This is a genomic window from Variovorax sp. Root434 (assembly GCF_001426595.1).
Taxonomy (GTDB): Bacteria; Pseudomonadota; Gammaproteobacteria; order Burkholderiales; family Burkholderiaceae_C; genus Variovorax.
In genome coordinates this window covers 150139-170330 of record NZ_LMEK01000027.1, presented here as the reverse complement: position 1 = coordinate 170330, position 20192 = coordinate 150139, and the positions used below count along the sequence as shown (strand labels likewise).

The 20192-nt window shown below is 67.1% G+C and carries 20 protein-coding genes and 1 other RNA gene; 13 read left to right on the top strand and 8 right to left on the bottom strand.

All coding sequences use genetic code 11. From position 1 onward, the window contains the following. Window positions 1-27: 27 nt before the first annotated feature. An RNA gene (gene ffs, locus ASD05_RS29850) (signal recognition particle sRNA small type) lies at window positions 28-124 on the bottom strand. 177 nt (window positions 125-301) lie between these two features. On the opposite strand from ffs, the gene dnaX reads away from it, so the two are divergent. From dnaX to ASD05_RS27215, 8 genes are all read left to right on the top strand, one after another. Beyond that, window positions 302-2146 (top strand): DNA polymerase III subunit gamma/tau, encoded by a 1845-nt coding sequence (gene dnaX / locus ASD05_RS27250; RefSeq protein ID WP_056599250.1) that lies wholly within the window; start codon window positions 302-304, stop codon window positions 2144-2146. Window positions 2147-2201: 55 nt separating this feature from the next. After that, a complete protein-coding gene (locus tag ASD05_RS27245) occupies window positions 2202-2534 on the top strand; it encodes a YbaB/EbfC family nucleoid-associated protein (RefSeq protein ID WP_007836669.1) in 333 nt (110 codons plus the stop codon). 115 nt (window positions 2535-2649) lie between these two features. Then, the gene (recR, locus tag ASD05_RS27240) at window positions 2650-3240 is read left to right on the top strand and encodes a recombination mediator RecR (RefSeq protein ID WP_056599247.1); all 591 of its coding nucleotides are present in this window, start codon (window positions 2650-2652) and stop codon (window positions 3238-3240) included. A 15-nt stretch (window positions 3241-3255) separates the two neighbouring features. After that, entirely contained in the window at window positions 3256-3648 is a 393-nt protein-coding gene (locus ASD05_RS27235) for an MAPEG family protein (RefSeq protein WP_056599245.1), read from the top strand. A gap of 137 nt (window positions 3649-3785) precedes the next feature. Beyond that, window positions 3786-4823: an ABC transporter substrate-binding protein gene (locus ASD05_RS27230; RefSeq protein ID WP_056599242.1), complete on the top strand. Its 1038-nt coding sequence runs from the start codon at window positions 3786-3788 to the stop codon at window positions 4821-4823. A gap of 45 nt (window positions 4824-4868) precedes the next feature. Further along, window positions 4869-5684: an ABC transporter ATP-binding protein gene (locus ASD05_RS27225; RefSeq protein ID WP_056599239.1), complete on the top strand. Its 816-nt coding sequence runs from the start codon at window positions 4869-4871 to the stop codon at window positions 5682-5684. Continuing rightward, the gene (locus tag ASD05_RS27220) at window positions 5684-6520 is read left to right on the top strand and encodes an ABC transporter permease (RefSeq protein ID WP_056599393.1); all 837 of its coding nucleotides are present in this window, start codon (window positions 5684-5686) and stop codon (window positions 6518-6520) included. The genes ASD05_RS27225 and ASD05_RS27220 overlap by 1 nt, the downstream gene beginning before the upstream one ends. Before the next feature lie 69 nt (window positions 6521-6589). Then, window positions 6590-7774, top strand: a complete 1185-nt coding sequence (locus tag ASD05_RS27215; RefSeq protein WP_056599236.1) for a low temperature requirement protein A — start codon at window positions 6590-6592, stop codon at window positions 7772-7774. Window positions 7775-7807: 33 nt separating this feature from the next. Here the strand turns inward: ASD05_RS27215 and ASD05_RS27210 are convergent, their stop codons facing one another. Both ASD05_RS27210 and gloB read right to left on the bottom strand, forming a co-directional pair. Continuing rightward, a complete protein-coding gene (locus ASD05_RS27210; RefSeq protein WP_056599234.1) occupies window positions 7808-9415 on the bottom strand; it encodes a transglycosylase SLT domain-containing protein in 1608 nt (535 codons plus the stop codon). Next, complete coding sequence (gloB, locus tag ASD05_RS27205; RefSeq protein WP_056599231.1) at window positions 9412-10200, bottom strand: hydroxyacylglutathione hydrolase; 789 nt, start codon at window positions 10198-10200, stop codon at window positions 9412-9414. The genes ASD05_RS27210 and gloB overlap by 4 nt, the downstream gene beginning before the upstream one ends. Here gloB and ASD05_RS27200 point away from each other — a divergent pair. Next, window positions 10199-10969: a class I SAM-dependent methyltransferase gene (locus tag ASD05_RS27200; protein ID WP_235508116.1), complete on the top strand. Its 771-nt coding sequence runs from the start codon at window positions 10199-10201 to the stop codon at window positions 10967-10969. The genes gloB and ASD05_RS27200 overlap by 2 nt on opposite strands. A gap of 42 nt (window positions 10970-11011) precedes the next feature. Beyond that, window positions 11012-11461, top strand: coding sequence for a ribonuclease HI (gene rnhA, locus ASD05_RS27195; RefSeq protein WP_056518034.1), 450 nt, complete (start codon window positions 11012-11014; stop codon window positions 11459-11461). A 13-nt stretch (window positions 11462-11474) separates the two neighbouring features. Here the strand turns inward: rnhA and glp are convergent, their stop codons facing one another. The 5 genes from glp to ASD05_RS27170 all read right to left on the bottom strand — a co-directional run bounded on the left by glp (window position 11475) and on the right by ASD05_RS27170 (window position 16767). After that, the gene (gene glp, locus ASD05_RS27190) at window positions 11475-12788 is read right to left on the bottom strand and encodes a gephyrin-like molybdotransferase Glp (protein ID WP_056599225.1); all 1314 of its coding nucleotides are present in this window, start codon (window positions 12786-12788) and stop codon (window positions 11475-11477) included. Then, on the bottom strand, window positions 12785-13420 hold the full coding sequence (gene mobA, locus ASD05_RS27185) for a molybdenum cofactor guanylyltransferase MobA (RefSeq protein WP_056599390.1): 636 nt from the start codon (window positions 13418-13420) through the stop codon (window positions 12785-12787). The genes glp and mobA overlap by 4 nt, the downstream gene beginning before the upstream one ends. Before the next feature lie 14 nt (window positions 13421-13434). Further along, a complete protein-coding gene (moaA, locus tag ASD05_RS27180) occupies window positions 13435-14586 on the bottom strand; it encodes a GTP 3',8-cyclase MoaA (protein ID WP_056599222.1) in 1152 nt (383 codons plus the stop codon). 139 nt (window positions 14587-14725) lie between these two features. Further along, window positions 14726-16159 carry an aldehyde dehydrogenase family protein gene (locus ASD05_RS27175; protein WP_056599387.1) on the bottom strand — a complete coding sequence of 478 codons (1434 nt, stop codon included), beginning with the start codon at window positions 16157-16159 and terminating at the stop codon, window positions 14726-14728. Between the two features lie 53 nt (window positions 16160-16212). After that, window positions 16213-16767 (bottom strand): peroxiredoxin, encoded by a 555-nt coding sequence (locus tag ASD05_RS27170; RefSeq protein WP_056599219.1) that lies wholly within the window; start codon window positions 16765-16767, stop codon window positions 16213-16215. A 142-nt stretch (window positions 16768-16909) separates the two neighbouring features. Here ASD05_RS27170 and ASD05_RS27165 point away from each other — a divergent pair, with 142 nt between their 5' ends. Genes ASD05_RS27165 through ASD05_RS27155 form a run of 3 tightly spaced genes read left to right on the top strand, consistent with a single transcriptional unit; the run spans window position 16910 to window position 20189 of the window. Continuing rightward, window positions 16910-18484 (top strand): phospholipase D family protein, encoded by a 1575-nt coding sequence (locus ASD05_RS27165; protein ID WP_056599217.1) that lies wholly within the window; start codon window positions 16910-16912, stop codon window positions 18482-18484. A 9-nt stretch (window positions 18485-18493) separates the two neighbouring features. Continuing rightward, window positions 18494-19267, top strand: a complete 774-nt coding sequence (locus ASD05_RS27160; protein WP_056599214.1) for a sterol desaturase family protein — start codon at window positions 18494-18496, stop codon at window positions 19265-19267. After that, window positions 19248-20189 carry a fatty acid desaturase gene (locus ASD05_RS27155; RefSeq protein ID WP_056599211.1) on the top strand — a complete coding sequence of 314 codons (942 nt, stop codon included), beginning with the start codon at window positions 19248-19250 and terminating at the stop codon, window positions 20187-20189. Before ASD05_RS27160 ends, ASD05_RS27155 begins: the two co-directional genes overlap by 20 nt. Window positions 20190-20192: the final 3 nt, after the last annotated feature.

Here is a 20192-nt window from a genome sequence, read left to right as displayed (position 1 = left end):
ACGGAATGAAACGAAGCTGCTGAAGAGGTTGACGAGCCTTACCCCTGGCACTGACTACGCAGTTAGGGCTGCTTGGTTCCCCACCTGACCCGGTTGGCCACTTCACCATGCAGGGAGGCCCGTCAAGGCTTATTGTAACCCCCCAGGCTGCGCGCACTTCGTGTCGCTTCGCCCACCCCCTGCTGGGGGCGGCACCAGAGGCCCGGCGGAGCCGGTTCCTCGGTGTCTCACGAAAAGAGGGGTCTTTTTTGATTGCGAGGTGGGGCCGAGGACCCGCCTCACGCCTTTTAGAATGCCCGCAATGTCTTATCTCGTGCTCGCTCGCAAGTTCCGTCCGAAAACCTTCGGTGAGATGGTCGGCCAGGGGCACGTGGTGCAGGCGCTCGAGAACGCGTTGAAAACGCAGCGCCTGCATCACGCCTATCTTTTTACCGGCACCCGGGGTGTGGGCAAGACCACCGTTTCGCGGATTCTGGCGAAGTCGCTCAACTGCCAGGGCCCGGACGGGCAGGGCGGCATCACGGCCACGCCGTGCGGTGTGTGCCAGGCCTGCCGCGACATCGATTCGGGCCGCTTCGTGGATTACACCGAGCTCGACGCGGCCTCGAACCGCGGCGTGGACGAAGTGCAGTCGCTGCTCGAACAGGCCGTCTACAAGCCGGTGCAGGGGCGCTTCAAGGTCTTCATGATCGACGAAGTGCACATGCTCACGAACACCGCGTTCAACGCGATGCTGAAGACGCTCGAGGAGCCGCCCGAGTACCTCAAGTTCGTGCTGGCCACGACCGATCCGCAGAAGGTGCCGGTCACGGTGCTGTCGCGCTGCCTGCAGTTCAACCTGCGGCCGATGGCCCCCGAGACGGTGCTCGAACATCTCACCGGCGTGCTGCAAACCGAGAATGTTCCGGCCGAGCCGCAGGCGCTTCGCCTGCTGGCGCGCGCGGCGCGTGGCTCGATGCGCGACGCGCTGTCGCTCACCGACCAGGCCATCGCCTTCGGCAACGGCGAACTGCTCGAGACCGGCGTGCGCCAGATGCTCGGCAGCGTCGATCGCGGCCATGTATTCCGCCTGATCGAGGCGCTCGCGCAGGGCGACGGCAAGACGGTGGTCGAAACCTCCGAGGCGCTGCGCGTCGATGGCATGTCCGCCGCCTCCACGCTGGAAGAAATGACGGCTGTGCTGCAGGCCATGGCCGTGCTGCAGGCCGTGCCCTCGCGGGCGGAGTCGGCCGATGCCGCCACCGATCCTGACGCGGCCGACACTGCGCGCCTCGCCGCGCTGATGCCTGCCGACGAGACGCAACTGCTCTACAGCCTGTGCCTGCATGGCCGCGGCGAGCTGGGCCTAGCCCCCGATGAGTACGCCGCGCTGACCATGGTGCTGTTGCGGCTACTTGCCTTCAAGCCCTCCAACGCTGCTGCTTCGACGGCCTCCACGGAAAAAAAAACTCTGAATGAAGCTGCGGCCGCGGCGCCGCAGGTTCCGGTGCGTGCCGCAGCCCCCGCTCCGGCGCCCATGCCGGTCGTTCGCGCTCCGATTGAAGCTGAAGCGCCTGCTGCGGCGCCCGCCCATGCCGCCCCGGTCCCCGCCGGCCATCGCCTCGCGGTGGTCGATGAACCCCGACAGGCCGAATCCCGCCCCGAGGCCAGCGATGCGACCGCCAGGGTCGTCGGCGTGCCCATTCGCGTGCAGCCCCCGCCGAGTGTCCGGGACACGCCGCGCCCCGATGAGCCGCGCAGCACATTCACCCCCATTCCGGCCAGTGAAGACGGCGACTTCTGGTACGCCACGGTTTCCGAACTGGTCGCGGCCGAGGCCATCACGGCCCTGGCACGCGAACTGGCGCTGCAGTCGCAGCTGGTGGGCCGCGACACGGACCAGTGGCTGCTGCGCATCGAGCGCGAGACGCTTAACCAGCCGTCGAGCCGCGAAAAGCTGACAGCTGCGCTGAACAACCTCGGCCACAACATCAAGCTCGCCATCGAGATCGGCGGCGTGGTCGACAGCCCCGCGCGCCGCAACAAGCAGGCCGCCGACGAGCGCCAGCGCGTGGCCGAAGAGGCCATCATGAGCGACCCTGAAGTGCAGGCGCTGATGCGCGACTTCGACGCGAAGATCGTTCCCGGAACGCTGAAACCGGCCTGAGCCTCCAACTCTCTTATCCTTCACCCACTTTTCAACCTAACAATCAGGACCAACGATGTTCAACAAAGGACAACTGGCCGGCCTCATGAAGCAGGCGCAGGCAATGCAGGACAACCTCAAGAAGGCCCAAGAAGAACTCGCCCACATCGAGGTCGAAGGCGAATCCGGCGCCGGCCTCGTCAAGGTCGTCATGACCTGCAAGCACGACGTCAAGCGCATCACCATCGACCCCAGCCTGCTGGCGGACGACAAGGACATGCTCGAAGACCTCGTGGCTGCCGCCTTCAACGCCGCCGTGCGCAAGGCCGAGGAAACCAGCGAGCAGAAGATGGGCAAGCTCACGGCCGGCATGCCCGGTCTCCCGCCCGGCATGAAGCTGCCGTTCTGAATGACTCTCCCCCAGGCTTGCCCACTTCGTGTGGCCGCCAACCCCCTCGCCGGGGGCAACACCTGCGGCCCGGCGAAGCCGGTTCCGCGGTGTTCCCGCGAAGGAGCCGCTTGACATGGCAGACGCGAGTTCGTTGGATGCATTGGTCGATGCGCTGCGCCGCCTGCCCGGTGTCGGCGTCAAGTCGGCCTCGCGCATGGCGTTCCATCTGCTGCAGCACGACCGCGAGGGTGCGCAGCTGCTCGCGCGCGCGCTGCAGCAGGCCGCGGGCCATGTGCGGCATTGCGAGCTTTGCAACACCTTCACCGAGGCGCCGATCTGTAGCGTCTGCATGGACTCGCGGCGCGACGGGACCAAGCTTTGCGTGGTCGAGACGCCGGCCGACCAGGCAGCACTCGAGCGCACCGGCGCGTTCCGCGGCTATTACTTCGTGCTGATGGGCAAGCTCAGTCCGCTCGACGGCATCGGGCCGAAGGACATCGGACTGCAGAAGCTCTTCGACCGCGCGCGCGACGGCACGGTGAGCGAGGTCATCCTGGCCACGAACTTCACCGCCGAGGGCGAAGCCACCGCGCACGTGATCGGCGAGGCGCTGAAGCAGCATGGCCTCACGGTGACGCGCCTTGCGCGCGGCGTGCCGGCTGGCAGCGAACTCGAATACGTCGATCTCGGCACCATCGCGCATGCCCTGGTGGATCGCAGGTAGCACGCGCACGCGGACATGACTTTCTCGTTGCTCACGATCGCCTACTGGTGCGTTTTCATCGCCTGCGGGTTGCCGTATTTCGCGGCGTGGACCGCCAAGGCTGGAAGCTTCGGCCCGTGCGACAACCAGCATCCGCGCGACTGGGCCGCGAAGCAGGGCGGATGGCGCGCGCGTGCCAACAGCGCGCAGGCGAACAGCTTCGAAGGCCTGCCGTTCTTCATCGGCGCGGTGATCATCGCGCACCAACTCGGCGCGGCACAGGCGCGCCTGGACATGCTCGCCGCGGCCTACGTGGTGCTGCGCGCGATCTACATCGTGCTCTACATAAAGGGCCTGGGCAGTGCGCGCAGCGCTGTCTGGGCGCTCGGGTTCCTGGTCAACGTCGCGATACTTTTCCTGGCGCGTTGACGCTTCGGCGCAGGCTTCGCGGCGAGGCCTTCATGATTACGTGAAAACCCGCACGGGATCACCCCGATGCCGTCGCCTGATGCGGCCCCTAAGCTCGATTCAGTCCCAGGAATCATCGAGCCCGCAGGCACCGTTTCATGCTCCATCGCCGAACCGTCATTTCAGCTTCCGCCATCGCTGCCGCAACCATCGCGTTGCCGCGTGTCTTTGCGCAGCAGGCGAAGCTGGAGAAAACCAGGATCTCCGTCGCGGTGGGTGGCAAGGCGGCGTTCTACTACCTGCCGCTCACCATTTCCGAACAGCTCGGCTACTTCAAGGCCGAGGGGCTCGATGTGGAGATTTCCGATTTCGCCGGCGGTGCGCGCGCGCTGCAGGCGGTGGTCGGCGGTTCGGCCGATGTCTGCTCGGGCGCCTACGAACACACCATCAACCTGCAAGCCAAGAACCAGTTCTTCCAGGCTTTCGTGCTGCAGGGCCGCGCACCGCAGATCGCGGTGGGCGTGTCGACGAAGAACATGGCGGGCTACACCGGCATTCCCGACCTCAAGGGCAAGAAGATCGGCGTCTCGGCGCCAGGCTCATCGACCAACATGGTCGCCAACCTCGTGCTGTCGCGCGGCGGCCTCAAGGCCAGCGACGTGAGCTACATCGGCGTGGGCGTGGCGGCCGGTGCGCTCACCGCGCTGCGCTCGGGCCAGATCGACGCCATCAGCAACACAGACCCGGTGATGACGATGCTCGAACAGAAGGGCGACGTGAAGATCATCAGCGACACGCGCACGCTCCAGGGCACGCAGCAGGTGTTCGGCGGCCCGATGCCGGCAGCCTGCCTGTATGCGTCGAGCGAGTTCATCCAGAAGAATCCCAACACCTGCCAGGCACTGGCGAATGCCATCGTGCACGGGCTCAAGTGGCTGCAGACGGCGGGGCCCGGCGACATCATCAAGACGGTGCCCGAGACCTATCTGCTCGGCGACCGGGCGCTGTACCTCGCGTCCTTCGACAAGGTGCGCGAGTCGATCGCAACCGATGGCCTCGTGCCGGTCGACGGCCCCAAGACCGCGCTGACCGCGATCGCCAGCTTCGACACCACCGTGAAGGCCGACAGGATCGACCTCGCAAAGACCTACACCAACGATTTTGCTCGGCGCGCGAAAGACAGGTTCAAAGCCTGATTCCGAACGTCCTCGCGACCCGGCTCAGGCCGGGTTTTTTACGCCATGTCCGACCACGCACTCGAACTTCTCTCCATCAGTTGCACCTTCCATTCGAAGGACGATCCAGGCCAGCGCTACACCGCGGTGGCCGACACCACGCTGCGCATCAAGGCGGGGGAGTTCGTCTCGGTGGTGGGACCTACGGGCTGCGGCAAGTCGACGTTGCTGAACGTTGGCGCAGGTTTGCTCGAACCTTCTTCGGGCACCGTGAAGGTCTTCGGCCAGACGCTCGCGGGCATCAACACGCGCGCCGGCTACATGTTCCAGACCGAGGCGCTGATGCCCTGGCGCAGCGCGATCGACAACGTGATGGTGGGCCTTCAGTACCGCGGCGTGTCCGATGCCGAAGCGCGCCAACAGGCCGAGGCATGGCTCTCGCGCGTGGGCCTCTCGGGCTTCGGTGACCGCTACCCACACCAGCTCTCCGGCGGCATGCGCAAGCGCGTGGCGCTGGCACAGACGCTGGTGCTCGACCCCGACATCATCCTCATGGACGAGCCCTTCAGCGCACTCGACATCCAGACGCGCCAGCTGATGGAGAACGAAGTGCTCGACCTCTGGAGCGCAAAGAAGAAGGCCGTTCTGTTCATCACGCACGACCTGGACGAAGCCATTGCCATGAGCGATCGCGTGGTGGTGCTGTCGGCCGGCCCGGCAACGCACCCCATCGGCGAGTTCGCCATCGACCTGGCGCGCCCGCGCGACGTTGCCGAGGTGCGCACGCAGCCGCGCTTCGTCGAGCTGCACACCCAGATCTGGGAGGTGCTGCGCGACGAGGTGTTGAAGGGCTACGCGCAGCAACTGAGGAAGGCCGCGTGATGCCCCGCCTCGGACTCAATGAGCGCAACGCGCGCTTCTGGCAGCTGGCGTTGCTGGTGGTGATCCTGGTGGCGTGGCACATTGCCTCGCGCAACCAGCAGTTCGCCTTTTTCCTCGGCGAGCCGATCCAGGTGGCGGGCCGCATCTGGAGCTGGTTCCTGCCGTTCGAGGTGCCGCCCAATGCGCTGTTCCCTGACGGGCTCAAGGGCAACGCCGACATCTACCTGCACCTGGGCACCACGCTGCTGGAGACGGTGCTGGCCTTCGGCATCGGCACGGTGCTCGGCTTGGGCTGCGGGCTGTGGCTGGCGCTCGCGCCCACGGCGAGCCTGATTCTTGACCCCTACATCAAGGCCGCCAACTCGATGCCGCGGGTGATCCTCGCGCCCATCTTCGCGCTGTGGTTCGGCCTGGGCATCTGGAGCAAGGTGGCGCTGGCCGTCACGCTGGTGTTCTTCATCGTGTTCTTCAACGTCTACCAGGGCGTGCGCGAGGTGAGCCCGGTGGTGCTGGCCAACGCGAAGATGCTGGGCGCGAACCAGCGGCAACTGCTGCGCACGGTGTACCTGCCGAGCGCGACGAGCTGGGTGTTCTCCAGCCTGCACACCTCGGTCGGGCTGGCCTTCGTGGGCGCGGTGGTGGGCGAGTACCTGGGCTCGGCGCGTGGCGTGGGCTACCTGATCCTGCAGGCCGAGGGCACCTTCGATGTCAACACAGTGTTCGCCGGCATCGTGGTGCTCACGGCCTTTGCGCTGGCGCTCGACGGCATCGTGGGCCTGATCGAGAAGCGGCTCATGAAGTGGCAGCCCAAGACCGGCGAAACCGAGAAGCTGTAGCTCCCTCATGCGATGATCTTGCGCGACGCTCCGCAGAGCACGGCAACGATTTCACGGGGGTAGTAAGCAATGAGCCACGACAACAAGCGGGCCACGACCTTGCGCTCGCGCAACGAGGCTGCCAGGGTCTCGAACGAAGAGCTGTTCTTCGACCTGGTCTATGCGTTTTCGGTCACGCAACTCTCCCACTATCTGCTGGACCACCTCACGCTGCTGGGCGCGTTCCAGACGCTGGTGATGTGGTTCGCGGTATGGCTGGGCTGGCAGTACACGGCATGGACCACCAACTGGTTCAACCCTGGCGCGCTACGCATTCGCGGCGTGCTGTTCGCCATCATGCTGCTGGCCATGGTGATGGCCTCGGCGCTGCCCGGCGCCTTCGCAGAGCGCGGGCTGGTGTTCGCGCTGTGCTTCGTGGGCATCCAGGCGGGGCGTACGCTCTGCATGCTGATCGCCATCGGCTCGAACGATCCGCTCACACCCAATTTTCGCCGGCTGCTGGCCTGGAACTGCCTGGCCGGCGCGTTCTGGATCGCGGGCGGCCTGGCCGAAGGGCAGGCGCGCCTCGCGCTGTGGTTCGTCGGCGTGCTGTGCGAATACATCGCGCCGATGATCGGGCTGCGCTTTCCGGGACTGGGCCGCTCCACGACCGCCGACTGGACCATCGACGGCGGCCACCTCGCCGAACGCTGCCAGTTGTTCGTGATCGTCGCGCTGGGCGAGTCGGTGCTGGCCACCGGCATCGCCTTTGGCCAGCACACCGAATGGCACGGTATCGACCTGTTCGCGCTGCTCGTGGGTTTCTCGGGCAGCCTCGCGATGTGGTGGATGTACTTCGACACCAGCGCGAAGGAGGCGACCCATGCCATCGAGCATTCGCCCGACCCCGGCGGCATCGGCGCCAAGTTCCACTACACGCACGTGATCCTGGTGGCGGGCATCATCGTGTGCGCGGTGGCGGACGAGCTCACGATCAACGAGGGCTCGCACCATGCCGAGCTCAAGTACTTGGGCGCGCTCATCGGCGGGCCGGCGCTGTACCTGTTCGGCAATGCGCTGTTCAAGCGTGTGGTGCGCGGTTTCCTGCCGCAGTCGCACCTCTACGGCCTGGGCCTGCTGGCCGTGCTCGCAGTCTTTGCTCCGCACCTCTCGGTGATGGTGGTGGGCACGCTCACGACGCTCGTCATGATCGCCGTGGCCGCACTCGAAGCCGTGGTGCGCCGCAGGGCATGGGCTGCGGCGGCAGCCCGCTGAACCTGCAGAAACCGAAGCACGAAGAGCGCCGTTTCAGCGCTTTTTCTTGGCCGGCGTGCCGCCGCGCTTCTCGCGCACCACCTGCTGCTTGCTGCTGGCAGGCACCTTGACGACATTGGTGCCCCGCGGCGAAGCCTTCACCGGTGCGCCGCGCTTCGCAGATACCGCCACCGCGTGGCCGCGCCCGACCGCCACGCCGGTGCCGGCGCGCGCTGCCACCGTGGCGCGGATCGGCAGGTACACCACCACGCTGAAGCCGCGCTTGAACGCGTGGTTGGGCTTCACGTCGTTCCACTCGGCCACGTTGGCGGGCTTGAGGTTGTAGCGGCGCGCAATGCTGGCGACGTTGTCCGCGCGGCCGGCCTTCACCGTCGTGCGGTGCGTGACGATTTCGGGCTGGAAACTCAGGTGGCCGCCGTCGGCCACCACGGCCGCCACGTCTTCCTTCACGCGGGCGCCGCGCGGCACGATCAGCGTCGAACCGGCCTTGATGAGCATGCGCGGCGGCACGTTGTTGATGGCGCGCAGGTCGCTTTCGCTCATGCCGGAGCGCTGGGCCGCGTCGGCCACGGTCATGGTGCTGGGCACGACCCAGGCGGTCCAGCTGGCGTACTGGCCCTGCGAATAGGCATCGAAGTTGCGCTGGAACACGGCCGCGTTGTCCCACGGCAGCAGGAGCTGCGGCGTGCCGGCCGCGATCAGCACCGGTTTGTGCGCGGCGGGGTTGAGCGCGCGGAAGTCTTCGAGCCGCACGTCGGCAAGCTTGGCGGCGAGTTCCACGTCGAGGTCACGCGTGAGCGTGACGGTCTGGAAGTACGGGTGGTTGGCGATCAGCGGCAGCTCGGTGTTGAAGGCCTGCGGATTCGCCACGATGTTCTTCACGGCCTGCAGCTTGGGCACGTAGAGCCGCGTCTCGGCGGGCATTGTGAGGTCGCTGTAGGTGGTGGGCAGGCCCAGGCGCTGGTTCTTGGCGATGGCGCGGCTCACGCTGCCTTCGCCCCAGTTGTAGGCGGCCAGGGCCAGTTGCCAGTCGCCGAACATGCCGTAGAGCTTCTGCAGGTAGTCGAGCGCGGCGCGGGTGGAGGCCACCACGTCGCGGCGGTCGTCGCGGAAGATGTTCTGCTTCAGGTCGAAGTCGGTGCCGGTGGCCGGCATGAACTGCCACATGCCCGCGGCGCGCGCGCTGGAGATGGCCTGCGGGTTGAACGCGCTCTCGATGTAGGGCAGCAGTGCGAGTTCGGTCGGCATGTTGCGCCGTTCGAGCTCTTCGACGATGTGGAAGATGTACTTGTTCGAGCGCTCCGTCATGCGCTGGATGTAGTCGGGCCGGCTGGAATACCACTGCTCGCGATCGCGCACCAGGTCGCTGTCGAGGTTGGGCATCTTGAAGCCGCGGCGGATGCGGTCCCACATGTCGACCGGCGGGGCGAGCGTGACCACGCTCTGCGATTGGGCCTGTCCGGTGGTGAGGGGCGAGAGAGAGTCGCGTGGGTAGACTGGTGTCGCACTACCCGTGGCCTTGGCGCCGGTGCCGCCGGCCGACGAAGAAGAAGAGGGGGAGGAGCTGTTGTTGTTGCTCGTGCCCGCGCAGCCCGCGAGCACCAGTGAACCTGCAAGGCAGGTGGCAGCGATCAGTTTCATCGGAAGTCGTTTTTCCATTGGCGCAGTGCGGCGAACACGTCGGCCTCGGCTGCATCGGCAGCCAGCTCAGCGTGGGCACGCACCGCTCGAAGGACAGTGGCTTCGCGGCTGCGAAGAAAGGGGTTGACCTGGCGTTCGATTGCCAGTTGCGATGGCAGTGTGGGCTGCCCTTGCGCGCGCAGGCTTTCGCAGCGCGCGTTGTAGTGATCCAGTTCGGCGTTGCCCGGTTCCACCGCCTGGGCAAAACGCAGGTTAGAAAGTGTGTATTCGTGCGCACAGCAGACACGCGTGTCGCCCGGCAATACGGCAAGCGCATCTAGCGAAGCCAGCATCTGCGCGGGAGTGCCTTCGAACAGGCGCCCGCAGCCGCCGGAGAACAGCGTGTCGCCGCAGAACAGCAGCGGTGCATCGCCGCCCGCCGTTTGCGCCGCGGGCAGGAAGTACGCGATGTGGCCGGCCGTATGGCCCGGCACGTCGATGACCTCGAAGCGCAGGCCGAGCACCTCGGCAATGTCGCCTTGCGCCAGCGGCGTGAACGGCTCGGGAATGCGCTCGCGCGCCGGCCCCCACACGGGTGCGCTGGTGGCCTCGTGCAGCGCTGCCACGCCCCCTGTGTGATCGGGATGGTGGTGCGTGACTAGAATCGCGGCCAGCTGCAGCTTGTGGCGCGCCAGCGCGTCGAACACCGGTTGGGCGTCGCCCGGATCCACCACGATGGCGTGGGACCCGTCGTGCAGCATCCAGATGTAGTTGTCAGCGAAGGCGGGCAGCGGAACAAGGGTCATGAGCGGTCAAATTATAGGTTTGCAGGATTGGTTCGCGACCCCCCCGGGGCGCTACCTTCTGGCTTGGGAGCAGGCCCAGTTCGATCAGGCGGTGGCCGACGTGTTCGGCTATCACGCGCTGCAACTGGGTGCGGCCGAGGTCGACGGCTTGCGCGCCAACCGCATGCCGCACCGCTGGCTGGCGCTGGACGACCCCGCCCGAGGCGGCAGGGCGACGCTCCTGACCGACTTTGCGGCACTGCCGTTTGCAGCCAACAGCCTCGACCTGGTGGTGATGCCGCACGCGCTCGAACTGAGCCCCGACCCGCACGCCACCCTGCGCGAGGTGGAGCGGGTGCTGGTGCCCGAGGGCCGCGTGGTGATCTGCGGGTTCAATCCGGCCAGCCTCTGGGGCATGCGGCAGCGCCGCGCACACCTCTATCGCCGGCTCGGCATCGGCGACCTGTACCTGCCCGAAGGCGGGGAGTTCATCGGCTACTGGCGCATGCGCGACTGGCTGCGGCTCCTGAGCTTCGAGGTGGAGTCGGGCCGCTTCGGCATCTACCGGCCCGCGGTGCGAAGCGAAGCCTGGCTGGAGCGCTCGCGCTGGATGGATGCCGCCGGCGAGCGCTGGTGGCCGATCTTCGGCGCCGCCTACTTCGTGGTCGCCGTGAAGCGGGTGCGCGGCATGCGTCTGCTGAGCGCCGAGTGGCGCCGCTCGGCCGCCCGCGCCACGGCGCCGGTGCCCATTGCGGGCAAGGTGCACCGCAACGAGGTCGGCAAGAATTGAGAATGAACGAAAACGAATGACGATGAAGAAGGAAAAGCCGGTTTGAACGAAGTCGTGATCTACACCGATGGCGCATGCAAGGGAAACCCCGGCCCTGGCGGCTGGGGCGCGTGGCTCAAGTCGGGCTCCACCGAGAAAGACCTGTTCGGCGGTGAACTCGACACCACCAACAATCGCATGGAGCTGACCGCCGTCATCGAAGGCCTGGCCGCGCTCAAGCGGCCCTGCAAGGTGCTGCTTTACCTCGACAGCCAGTACGTGCGCAAGGGCATCACCGAGTGGATCCGCGGCTGGAAGGCCAAGGGCTGGATGACGGCCAGCAAGCAGCCCGTGAAGAACGTCGAACTCTGGCAGCGGCTCGACAAGCTGGTGAGCGAGGGCGGCCACCAGATCGAGTGGCGCTGGGTCAAGGGCCACTCGGGAGACCCGGGCAACGAGCGCGCCGACATGCTGGCCAACAAGGGCGTGGACAAGGCCCTGGGCCGGATCTGACCGTTCGGGGCGCCTAGATGTTGCCGTCGAACATCATCACGTCGACTTCGCCGCCCGCCGCGACGCTGCCCTGATCGTGGTGCAGCACCACGAGGCCGTTGGCTTCGACCATCGAGCTGAGCACCCCTGAGCCCTGGTGGCTCGCGACGCACACCTCAGGCAGTGCGCCCGGCACGGTCTTCACGAAGCCGCGCTGGTACTCGGTGCGGCCCGGCTTCTTGCGGATCGGGCCCGTGCTGCGTGCACGCAGCAGGGGCGGTGGCGCGGCTGCCGCGTCGTGGCAGCCCATCAGGCGCAGCAGCGCCGGCCGCACGAAGGCCAGGAAGGTCACCATCACGGCCACCGGATTGCCCGGCAGGCCGAACAGCACCGCCGGCTGCGGCGACGCCTCGCGCGGGATCAACCCCACCGCCAGCGGCCGGCCCGGGCGCATGGCCACGCGCCAGAACGCCATGTCGCCCAGTTGCTGCATCACGTCGCGCGTGTGGTCGGCCGCACCGGCGCTGACGCCGCCGCTGGTGACGATGGCATCGGCCTCGTGCGCGGCGCGCCGCAGTGCGGCGGCGAGCGTGGCCGGATCGTCGCGCACGAGGCCGAGGTCGATCACCTCGCAGCCCAGCCGCGCGAGCATGCCGAACACGGTGTAGCGGTTGCTGTCGTACACGGCGCCTTCGCGCGGCGCGTCGCCGAGGCTCAGGATCTCGTCGCCGGTCGAGAAGTAGGCCACCCGCAGCCGCCGCAGCGCAGGCACGTCCGGCAGGCCGAGGCTCGCAACCATGCCGAGCGCGGCGGGCGACAGGCGTTCGCCCTTGCGCAGCGCGGTCTGGCCCTGCATCAGGTCTTCGCCCGCAAGGCGGCGGTTGTCGCCGCAGCGCAGCACCCTGGCCGGGAAGCACACGCGGTCGCCGTCGACCTTGCAGAACTCCTGCGGCACGACGGTGTCGAGGCCAGCCGGCATCATGGCGCCGGTCATGATGCGCACCGCATCGCCTCGACCCAGCGTGCCACGCCAGGCGGCCCCGGCCAGCGCCGTCCCCGCCACGCGCAGCGTGACCGAGATGTCGATGGGGGCGTCCCGGGGCAGCACCGCGCCGTCGAAGGCGTAGCCGTCCATGGCGGAGTTGTCGTGCGGCGGCACGCTGACGGGCGAGACGATGTCTTCGGCCAGCACGCGGCCGAGGGCGTCGAGCAGGGAGACGGTCTCCCGTTGGGTGACGACAGCCGAGGCCGTGAGTTGCGAGAGAAAAGCGTGGACGGCCTCGACGCTCAGGTCAATGGCGGCGTCGTAGCCCGAAAGGGCGGAAGCGATGTCTGCAATGCGGCTCATCGGTTTTCGAGGGCGTGCAGTTCGGCCAGGGTGTTGGCGTTGAAGAAAGCGTCGGGCGCGTCGCCGGGGCGGTTGAAGGGCACGTGCACTGTGCGGTGCTGTGCGGTCCATGCTTGGACCTTGCGGCCGCCGGCTTCGGTGTAGCGCCGCAGGCTCTCGCGCAGGTCGGCACGCAGCAGGCAGAAGACGGGTTGGAGGCGCAGCACCATCTCACCTTCGGAGAGTTCGGGTGCATTGACCATCGCGATCTCTGCATTTTCGGCGGCCACCGCTTCGGCGAGTCGGGCGGCGAGGTCTGGCGGAAACAGCGGCGTGTCGCAAGGCACGGTCAACAGCCAGGGGGTCGTGCAGTGCTCCAACCCGGTGAGAAAGCCCGCGAGCGGCCCCGGATAGTCCGCGAGACTGTCGGGCCACACCGGCACGCCGAAGGCTTCGTAGTCAGCGAGGTTGCGGTTGGCATTGACGATGAGCTGGCCGACCTGCGGCCCCAGCCTCCGTATCGCATGCAGAGCCAGCGGCTCGCCGTTGAAAGGCTGCAATCCCTTGTCGGCCCCGCCCATGCGAGAGCCGCGTCCGCCGGCCAGCAGAAGCCCCGTGATGTCGGTGGCCGCGATGAAGGCGTGCGCGGGCATGGCGGCCGCCTGCGTCATCCGCCGATGTAGCTCATCTCGACGCGGCGCGGCGCCTTGCCGCCGGCATCGCCGCTGTCGTCGTCGGGCCCACGCAGTGCGCGCAACTCGGAGTAGCGGTCGGCGCGGCCCTGCCAGATGTGGCCGATGGCCGAGGCGATGTCGTCGTCGCTGGCGGTGCCGCGCAGCAGCGGGCGCAGGTCGTGGCCGGCGCTGGCGAAGAGGCAGAGGTACAGCTTGCCCTCGGTCGACAGACGCGCGCGGCTGCAGTCGTGGCAGAAGGCCTGCGTGACGCTGCTGATCACGCCGATCTCGCCGCTGCCGTCGGTATAGGCCCAGCGCTGGGCGGTCTCGCCGGGCGTGGTGGCTTCGAGCGGCACCAGCGGAAATTCGGCATGGATGCGAGCGATGACGTCGGCCGAGGGCAGCACCTCGTCCATGCGCCAGCCGTTGGTGGCGCCCACGTCCATGTACTCGATGAAGCGCAGCACCACCTTGCCGCCGAGGTGCGTGCGGAAGTAACGGGCCATCGGCAGTATTTCCTGCTCGTTGGTACCGCGCTTGACCACCATGTTGACCTTGATGGGACCGAGGCCCGCGGCCAGCGCCGCGTCGATGCCGGCCAGCACGTCAGCCACCGGAAAGTCGACGTCGTTCATGTGGCGGAACACGGCGTCGTCGAGGCTGTCGAGGCTCACGGTCACGCGCTGCAGGCCTGCGGCCCGCAGCCCGAAGGCCTTGCGCGCGAGCAACGAGCCGTTGGTGGTGAGCGTCAGCGCCAGCGGCTCGCCGGCGGGCGTGCGGATCCCGGCGAGTTGTTCGATGAGGCCTTCGATGTTCTTGCGCAGCAGCGGCTCGCCGCCGGTCAGGCGGATCTTGCGCACGCCGTGCGCGGCGAACAGGCGGGCCAGCCGCGTCATTTCCTCAAAACTCAGCAGCGCGCTGTGCGGCAGGTACTTGTAGTCCTTGTCGAACACGTCCTTCGGCATGCAGTAGCTGCAGCGGAAGTTGCACCGGTCGGTCACGCTGATGCGCAGGTCGGTCATGGGCCGGCCCAGACGGTCGAGCAGCAACCCCGTGGCGGGCACGGCGACGTCCGGCACGGCCACGGCGGGGCGTGCGCGGCCGATCGTGGAGATCGGAATGACGGTATTGCTGCTGTTTTTCATGAAGCGGGTCCGATTTTGCGCCACGGCCCAAGGGCCTGTGAACCTCAGGCTACTTGATCGCCGCCGCGTAAACCATGTCCCAGGTCAATCTTCTGCAATGCACTATGTGTTGGGGCGACTGCCGGGCCGTCCCTTGGCCTCAGCCGTGCTTGACGGCGACGGTCTTGAGCGTGGTGAAGCCGTAGAGGGCCTCGAACCCCTTCTCGCGGCCGTAGCCCGAGGACTTTACGCCGCCGAACGGTAGCTCGACACCGCCGCCCGCGCCGTAGTTGTTGATGAACACCTGGCCGCTCCTCACGCGCCTGGCCATGCGGAACTGGCGCGATCCGTCGGTGGTCCACACGCCGGCGACCAGGCCGAACTGCGTGGCGTTGGCAAGCGCCACGGCTTCGTCTTCGTCGGCGAAGGCCATGGCTGCCAGCACCGGGCCGAACACCTCTTCCTGTGCGAGCCGGTGATTCACCGGCACGTCGCGCAGCAGGGTGGGTGCCTGGTAGAAGCCGGTCTCGGGCGCCTCCTCGACCACGATGCCCTGCGCCACCATCGGGATGCCGGCATGCTGCGCATCGCTCAAGAAGTCCCACACGCGCTGCTGCTGCGCCTGGCGAATCAGCGGGCCCACGTCGAGGTCCATGGCCGCGGGACCGACGCGCAGCGCCTCGAAGGCATGGCCCAGGCGCTCGAGCAGCGGTTCGTAGATGTCGCGCTGGATCAGCACCCGCGAGCCGGCCGAGCAGGTCTGGCCGGCGTTCTGCACGATGGCATTGATGACCACGGGAATGGCCGCGTCCAGGTCGGCGTCCGCGAAGATGATTTGCGGACTCTTGCCGCCCAGCTCCAGCGTGACCGGGCAATGCCGCTCGGCCGCCACCTGCTGGATCAGCGTGCCGATCTTCGGGCTGCCGGTGAAGCTGATGTGGTCGATGCCCTCGTGCCGAGCGAGCGCGTCTCCCACTTCATGGCCGTAGCCCGTCACGATATTGAGCGCGCCGGCCGGAAAGCCAACTTCGGCCGCAAGCTGCGCCACGCGGATCAGCGAGAGGCAGGCGTCTTCGGCCGGCTTGACCACGCACACATTGCCGGCCGCCAGGGCGCCGCCCACGCTGCGCCCGAAGATCTGCATCGGGTAGTTCCACGGAATGATGTGGCCGGTGACGCCGTGCGGCTCGCGCCAGGTGAAGACGCTGTAGCCGTCCTGGTAGGGGATGGTTTCGCCGTGCAGCTTGTCGCAGGCGCCGGCATAGAACTCGAAGTAGCGCACCAGCGCCACAGCGTCGGCGCGCGCCTGCTTCACCGGCTTGCCGCAGTCGCGCTGCTCGATCAGCGCGAGCTCGTCGACGTGCTCGGTGATCTTCTGCGAGAGCTTGTAGAGCAGGCGGCTGCGGTCGGCGGCGCTGACCTTGTGCCAGACGCCTTCGAAACAGTCGCGCGCGGCGCGCACGGCGGAGTCGATATCGGCCGCGTTGCTGCGCTGGATTTCGTCGAAAACCTGGCCGTCGGAAGGGTCGATGACGGGCAGGGTGCGGCCGGAAGAGGACGGGACGTGCGCGTTGGCGATGTAGTTGAGCTGCATGCGCGGATTTTGCGCGAAGCGCGCGAATCCCATGGCCCTGCGGCCCGCAATCCTTACTTGGCCGTGCCGGCCTTCGGCAGCGCCTTCACCGCATTCAGCGTGCGCTCCACATGCTTGTCCGGATTCAGGTTCTGGTAGTAGTAGGCGACCTTGCCGTCCGGCGAGATCACGTACGACAGGCGGTTGGCGAAGTCGGGCCGCGTCTGCATCAGCGCGTCGAAACCCTGGATCACGGTCTTGCCCTCGTCCGACGCCACCGGAAAGCGGCTCTGGCAGGATTTGACCGAGAACTTCGACAAGGTGCCGATGTCGTCCGCCGAAACGCCGATCACGCTGGCGCCCAGTGCGGCGAACTGGTCTACGGCTTCGGCGAAGGCGTGGGCCTCGATCGAGCAGTCGTTGGAATCGGCCGCTGGAAAGAAGTACAGCACCACCGGCCCCTTGGCGAGCGCGTCGGCCAGCGAGTAGCGGAAGGTCTTGCCGCCCAGGGCCGCGGTGGCGGTGAACTTGGGCACGGGGTCGCCGATGTCCAGGGCGGCCCAGGCGGGATGCGCCAGGGCTGAAAAAACCGTCATCCAGACGATGCGATGGAGGTGCGAACGGGCCATGATGTAACTCCGCAGCGATGTGGGTCGAATTCTAGGCCGGGCGTCCCCAAAAGGGGCCCTTGAAACCGGTGCAGGCCGGCCCGCGTATTGAGCAGAACAATTGAAGAAACGACGAGAAGAACCACGCCATGGAAGCACCATCATGAACGCCTGCCTCTCGCTTCTGCGCCTCGCGCTCGCTGGCGCCCTGATTGCGGCGCTCGGCGCCTGCGGTTCACTGCCGCCGGCGCGGGAACGGCCCGCCGAATTTGCCTCCTCTGCCGACCCGTCGACCACGCTCGCGAAGATCGCCGCCGCATCCACGCCGCCTGGCGAGCACTCGGGCTTCCGGCTGATGCCGCTGGGCGTGTATTCGCTCGACGCACGCATCCAACTCGCCCAGCGGGCCCAGCGCTCGCTGGTGGTGCAGTATTACCAGCTCGAGAACGATGCGGTCGGCCGACTGCTGCTGCGCACGCTGCGCGAGGCAGCGATGCGCGGCGTGAAGGTGCGGGTGCTGGTGGACGACCTGTACACCGTCAAGAGCCAGCAGCTGCTACTGGCACTGTCCGAGACGCCCAATGTCGATGTGCGCCTGTTCAACCCGTTCTGCTGCGGGCGTAACGGCTTCCTGTCGCGCTTCGCGGCGTCGCCGTGGGAGATTTCGCGGCTCAACCACCGGATGCACAACAAGCTCTTCATTGCTGACGGCGTGATGGCGGTGGTGGGCGGGCGCAACATCGCCGAAGAGTATTTCGTGCTCAGCGAGGCGCAGAACTTCATCGACATGGATGCGCTGGTGATCGGCAAGGTGGTGCCGCAGCTCGAATCGATCTTCGACGCCTACTGGAACAGCGTGCAGGTCTGGCCGATTGCCGACATCGTGACGGGCGAGGGCGGCCGCAAGCCGAACGGCGCCGATTTCGACAGTTGGGTGGGCATGGCCGCGCCACCACCGAAGATCGTGCTGCCGCCATCCGACATCCTCGGCTACGGGCCCATTGCCGAGGAGCTCGACGGCGGCCGCATGGGCCTGCTGTGGGGCGAGGCCCGCGCCATCGCCGACCCGCCCACCAAGCCCGCGACCATGTCCGCCGACGAGGCCATCGCCACCAGCGTGACGATGAAGGTCTGGGCGCTGCTGCTCGACGCCAAGACCGAGGTCGACCTGACCTCGCCCTACCTGGTGCCGGGCGAGCGCGGCATGGAGGCTTTCGAGGACCTGGCCAGACGCAAGGTCAAGCTCACGCTGCTGACCAATTCTCTGGCGGCCAACGACGAGCCGCTGGTGCACACCGGCTATGCGCGCTATCGCCAGCGGCTGCTCGAAAGCGGCGCCGACCTCTACGAACTGAGTCCGCAGCGCACCAGCGCGGGCGAGCGCTTCGGCATGTTCGGCAAGTCGCTGGGGCGGCTGCACTCCAAGACCGCTGCGATCGACAGGACGCGCATCTTCATCGGCTCGATGAATCTCGATCCGCGCTCGGCCAGCCAGAACACCGAGATGGGGGTGGTGGTCGACAGCCCGCAGCTGGCGCGCGAGATGTTGCGCGTCATCAACATCAGCAAGTTGCAGAATTCCTACCGGCTGCGGCTGGCCAAGGACACCGGCACGCTGCAATGGCTGACGAACGATGGCGAGAAAGAGATGATCCTGACTTCGGAGCCCGAATCGGGCTTCTTCCAGCGCTTCTACAACATGCTCATTGCGCCGATCGTTCCCGAGATGCTGTTGTAGCCTCGGGGGATGGCGCAGACTTTCACCTCGTTGTCCGCCCCGCAGGTCATGCTGTGGGGCGTGCTTTTTTTCGGCGGCATCTATCTCTGTTTTGGCAGCCTCACGTGGCTGCTGACGAAGCGCATGCTGCCCGCGCTGGGCATCGGGCGCGAACTCGATCCTCGGCCGCTGCAGCCGGGGCAGCTGCGGCGCGAACTGGGGCAGTCGGGGGTGTCGGTGCTGATCTTCGGGCTGGGCATGGTGTTTCCATGGGGGGTGCTGCAGCTGGGCTGGGCGCGGCTCGACGGCGATGCGGGGTGGCCGCAGGTCGCGGTCGAGATCCTCGCGCTCGCCTTTTGGAATGACGTGCATTTCTGGATCAATCACCGGCTGCTGCACACGCGCTGGCTGCGGCGCTTTCACGGGCCGCACCACCGCTCGTTCGTGACCACGCCGTGGGCCACCTACAGCTTTCACCCCGTCGAGGCGCTGATGCTCGGCAACGTGATCCTGCTGCCGATGGTGGTGCACGACTTCAGCTTCTGGTCGCTCGCGGCGGTGCCGGTGTTCAGCCTGTTCTTCAACTGCGTCGGGCATTCGAACTACGACTTCTTCACGGGCGTGTCGTACAGCCACTGGTTCGCGGCGAGCCGCCGGCACCATCTGCACCATGCCGTGCACAACGGCAACTACGGTTTTCAGTTCACGTTCATGGACCGGCTGTTCGGAACGCGTGTCGCGGCCGATGCAGTTGAGCCGGTTCTCCAGGCCTTTCGCAAGAAGCATGGCGCGACCACGGCCTGACGCGAGCCGCCACCTGCCGCGGCTGCGTCACTGGCGCGACTGGCAGAGCCTTGCCTATCTCGTCGCGCTGCCTGTGCTGGCTGCGTGGCAGTGGTTCCACGGCTTCGATGTCCCGCTGTATGGGCTGACGCTGTTCCTGACGCTCGGCGTCGGCGTGATCCACCACAACCATGTGCATCTGCGCATGTGGCGGGGGCGGGGCATGAACCGGTTGACGGATTTCTGGATCACGCTGCTGCAAGGCCATCCGACCTTCGTGTTCTGGCCCGCGCACGTCGCCAATCATCACCGCCATCGCCATGGCCCGAAGGACGTAGCGCGCACCTACCGCTTCGGCGGCGATACCAACCACCTGCGGGGCTACCTTCTGCATCCGTTCCAGGCGGTGTGGGCGCTGATACCGGTGTTCTTCGCGTGGCTTGCCCGGCTGCGCCTGCACAGGCGCGGCGCGTGGCGCTACTGCATGGCGCAGTACGCGCTGTGGCTGGCCAGCTGGGCGGTGCTGCTGGCGCTCGACTGGCGCAAGGCGCTGCTCTTCGTCATCGTGCCGCAGCTGCATGGCCTGCACTGGCTGCTGGCGACCAATTATCTGCAGCATGCCCACGCCGACGGCCGGAAGGCTCCTCGCAAGGAGGCGCAGGGCGATACCCCGGGTAGCCGGCTGAACTACGCCCGCAATTTCGAGGGGCTGGTGAACCCATTGCTGTTCAACATCGGCCTGCACACCGCACACCACGAGAACCCGCATGCCCATTGGTCCGAGCTCACCCGCCTGCATCGCACGCGCTACCGCGCGCAGGTGGATCCCGTGCTCAACGAGGGCGGGCTGGTGCCGTACATGGTGCGGGTGTTCCTGCTGGGGGCCGTGTGGCCGCGTTTTCGCAGCCGCCCGCTGATGCCTCCCGATTCATCCATCAACTGAACC

Bases quoted from the DNA above. Each gene is read 5' to 3' on its own strand.
- dnaX (WP_056599250.1), top strand. From the start codon at position 302: ATGTCTTATCTCGTGCTCGCTCGCAAGTTCCGTCCGAAAACCTTCGGT.
- ASD05_RS27245 (WP_007836669.1), top strand. From the start codon at position 2,202: ATGTTCAACAAAGGACAACTGGCCGGCCTCATGAAGCAGGCGCAGGCA.
- recR (WP_056599247.1), top strand. From the start codon at position 2,650: ATGGCAGACGCGAGTTCGTTGGATGCATTGGTCGATGCGCTGCGCCGC.
- ASD05_RS27235 (WP_056599245.1), top strand. From the start codon at position 3,256: ATGACTTTCTCGTTGCTCACGATCGCCTACTGGTGCGTTTTCATCGCC.
- ASD05_RS27230 (WP_056599242.1), top strand. From the start codon at position 3,786: ATGCTCCATCGCCGAACCGTCATTTCAGCTTCCGCCATCGCTGCCGCA.
- ASD05_RS27225 (WP_056599239.1), top strand. From the start codon at position 4,869: ATGTCCGACCACGCACTCGAACTTCTCTCCATCAGTTGCACCTTCCAT.
- ASD05_RS27220 (WP_056599393.1), top strand. From the start codon at position 5,684: ATGCCCCGCCTCGGACTCAATGAGCGCAACGCGCGCTTCTGGCAGCTG.
- ASD05_RS27215 (WP_056599236.1), top strand. From the start codon at position 6,590: ATGAGCCACGACAACAAGCGGGCCACGACCTTGCGCTCGCGCAACGAG.
- ASD05_RS27210 (WP_056599234.1), bottom strand. From the start codon at position 9,415: ATGAAACTGATCGCTGCCACCTGCCTTGCAGGTTCACTGGTGCTCGCG.
- ASD05_RS27200 (WP_235508116.1), top strand. From the start codon at position 10,199: ATGAGCGGTCAAATTATAGGTTTGCAGGATTGGTTCGCGACCCCCCCG.
- gloB (WP_056599231.1), bottom strand. From the start codon at position 10,200: ATGACCCTTGTTCCGCTGCCCGCCTTCGCTGACAACTACATCTGGATG.
- glp (WP_056599225.1), bottom strand. From the start codon at position 12,788: ATGAGCCGCATTGCAGACATCGCTTCCGCCCTTTCGGGCTACGACGCC.
- mobA (WP_056599390.1), bottom strand. From the start codon at position 13,420: ATGCCCGCGCACGCCTTCATCGCGGCCACCGACATCACGGGGCTTCTG.
- moaA (WP_056599222.1), bottom strand. From the start codon at position 14,586: ATGAAAAACAGCAGCAATACCGTCATTCCGATCTCCACGATCGGCCGC.
- ASD05_RS27175 (WP_056599387.1), bottom strand. From the start codon at position 16,159: ATGCAGCTCAACTACATCGCCAACGCGCACGTCCCGTCCTCTTCCGGC.
- ASD05_RS27170 (WP_056599219.1), bottom strand. From the start codon at position 16,767: ATGGCCCGTTCGCACCTCCATCGCATCGTCTGGATGACGGTTTTTTCA.
- ASD05_RS27165 (WP_056599217.1), top strand. From the start codon at position 16,910: ATGAACGCCTGCCTCTCGCTTCTGCGCCTCGCGCTCGCTGGCGCCCTG.
- ASD05_RS27160 (WP_056599214.1), top strand. From the start codon at position 18,494: ATGGCGCAGACTTTCACCTCGTTGTCCGCCCCGCAGGTCATGCTGTGG.
- ASD05_RS27155 (WP_056599211.1), top strand. From the start codon at position 19,248: ATGGCGCGACCACGGCCTGACGCGAGCCGCCACCTGCCGCGGCTGCGT.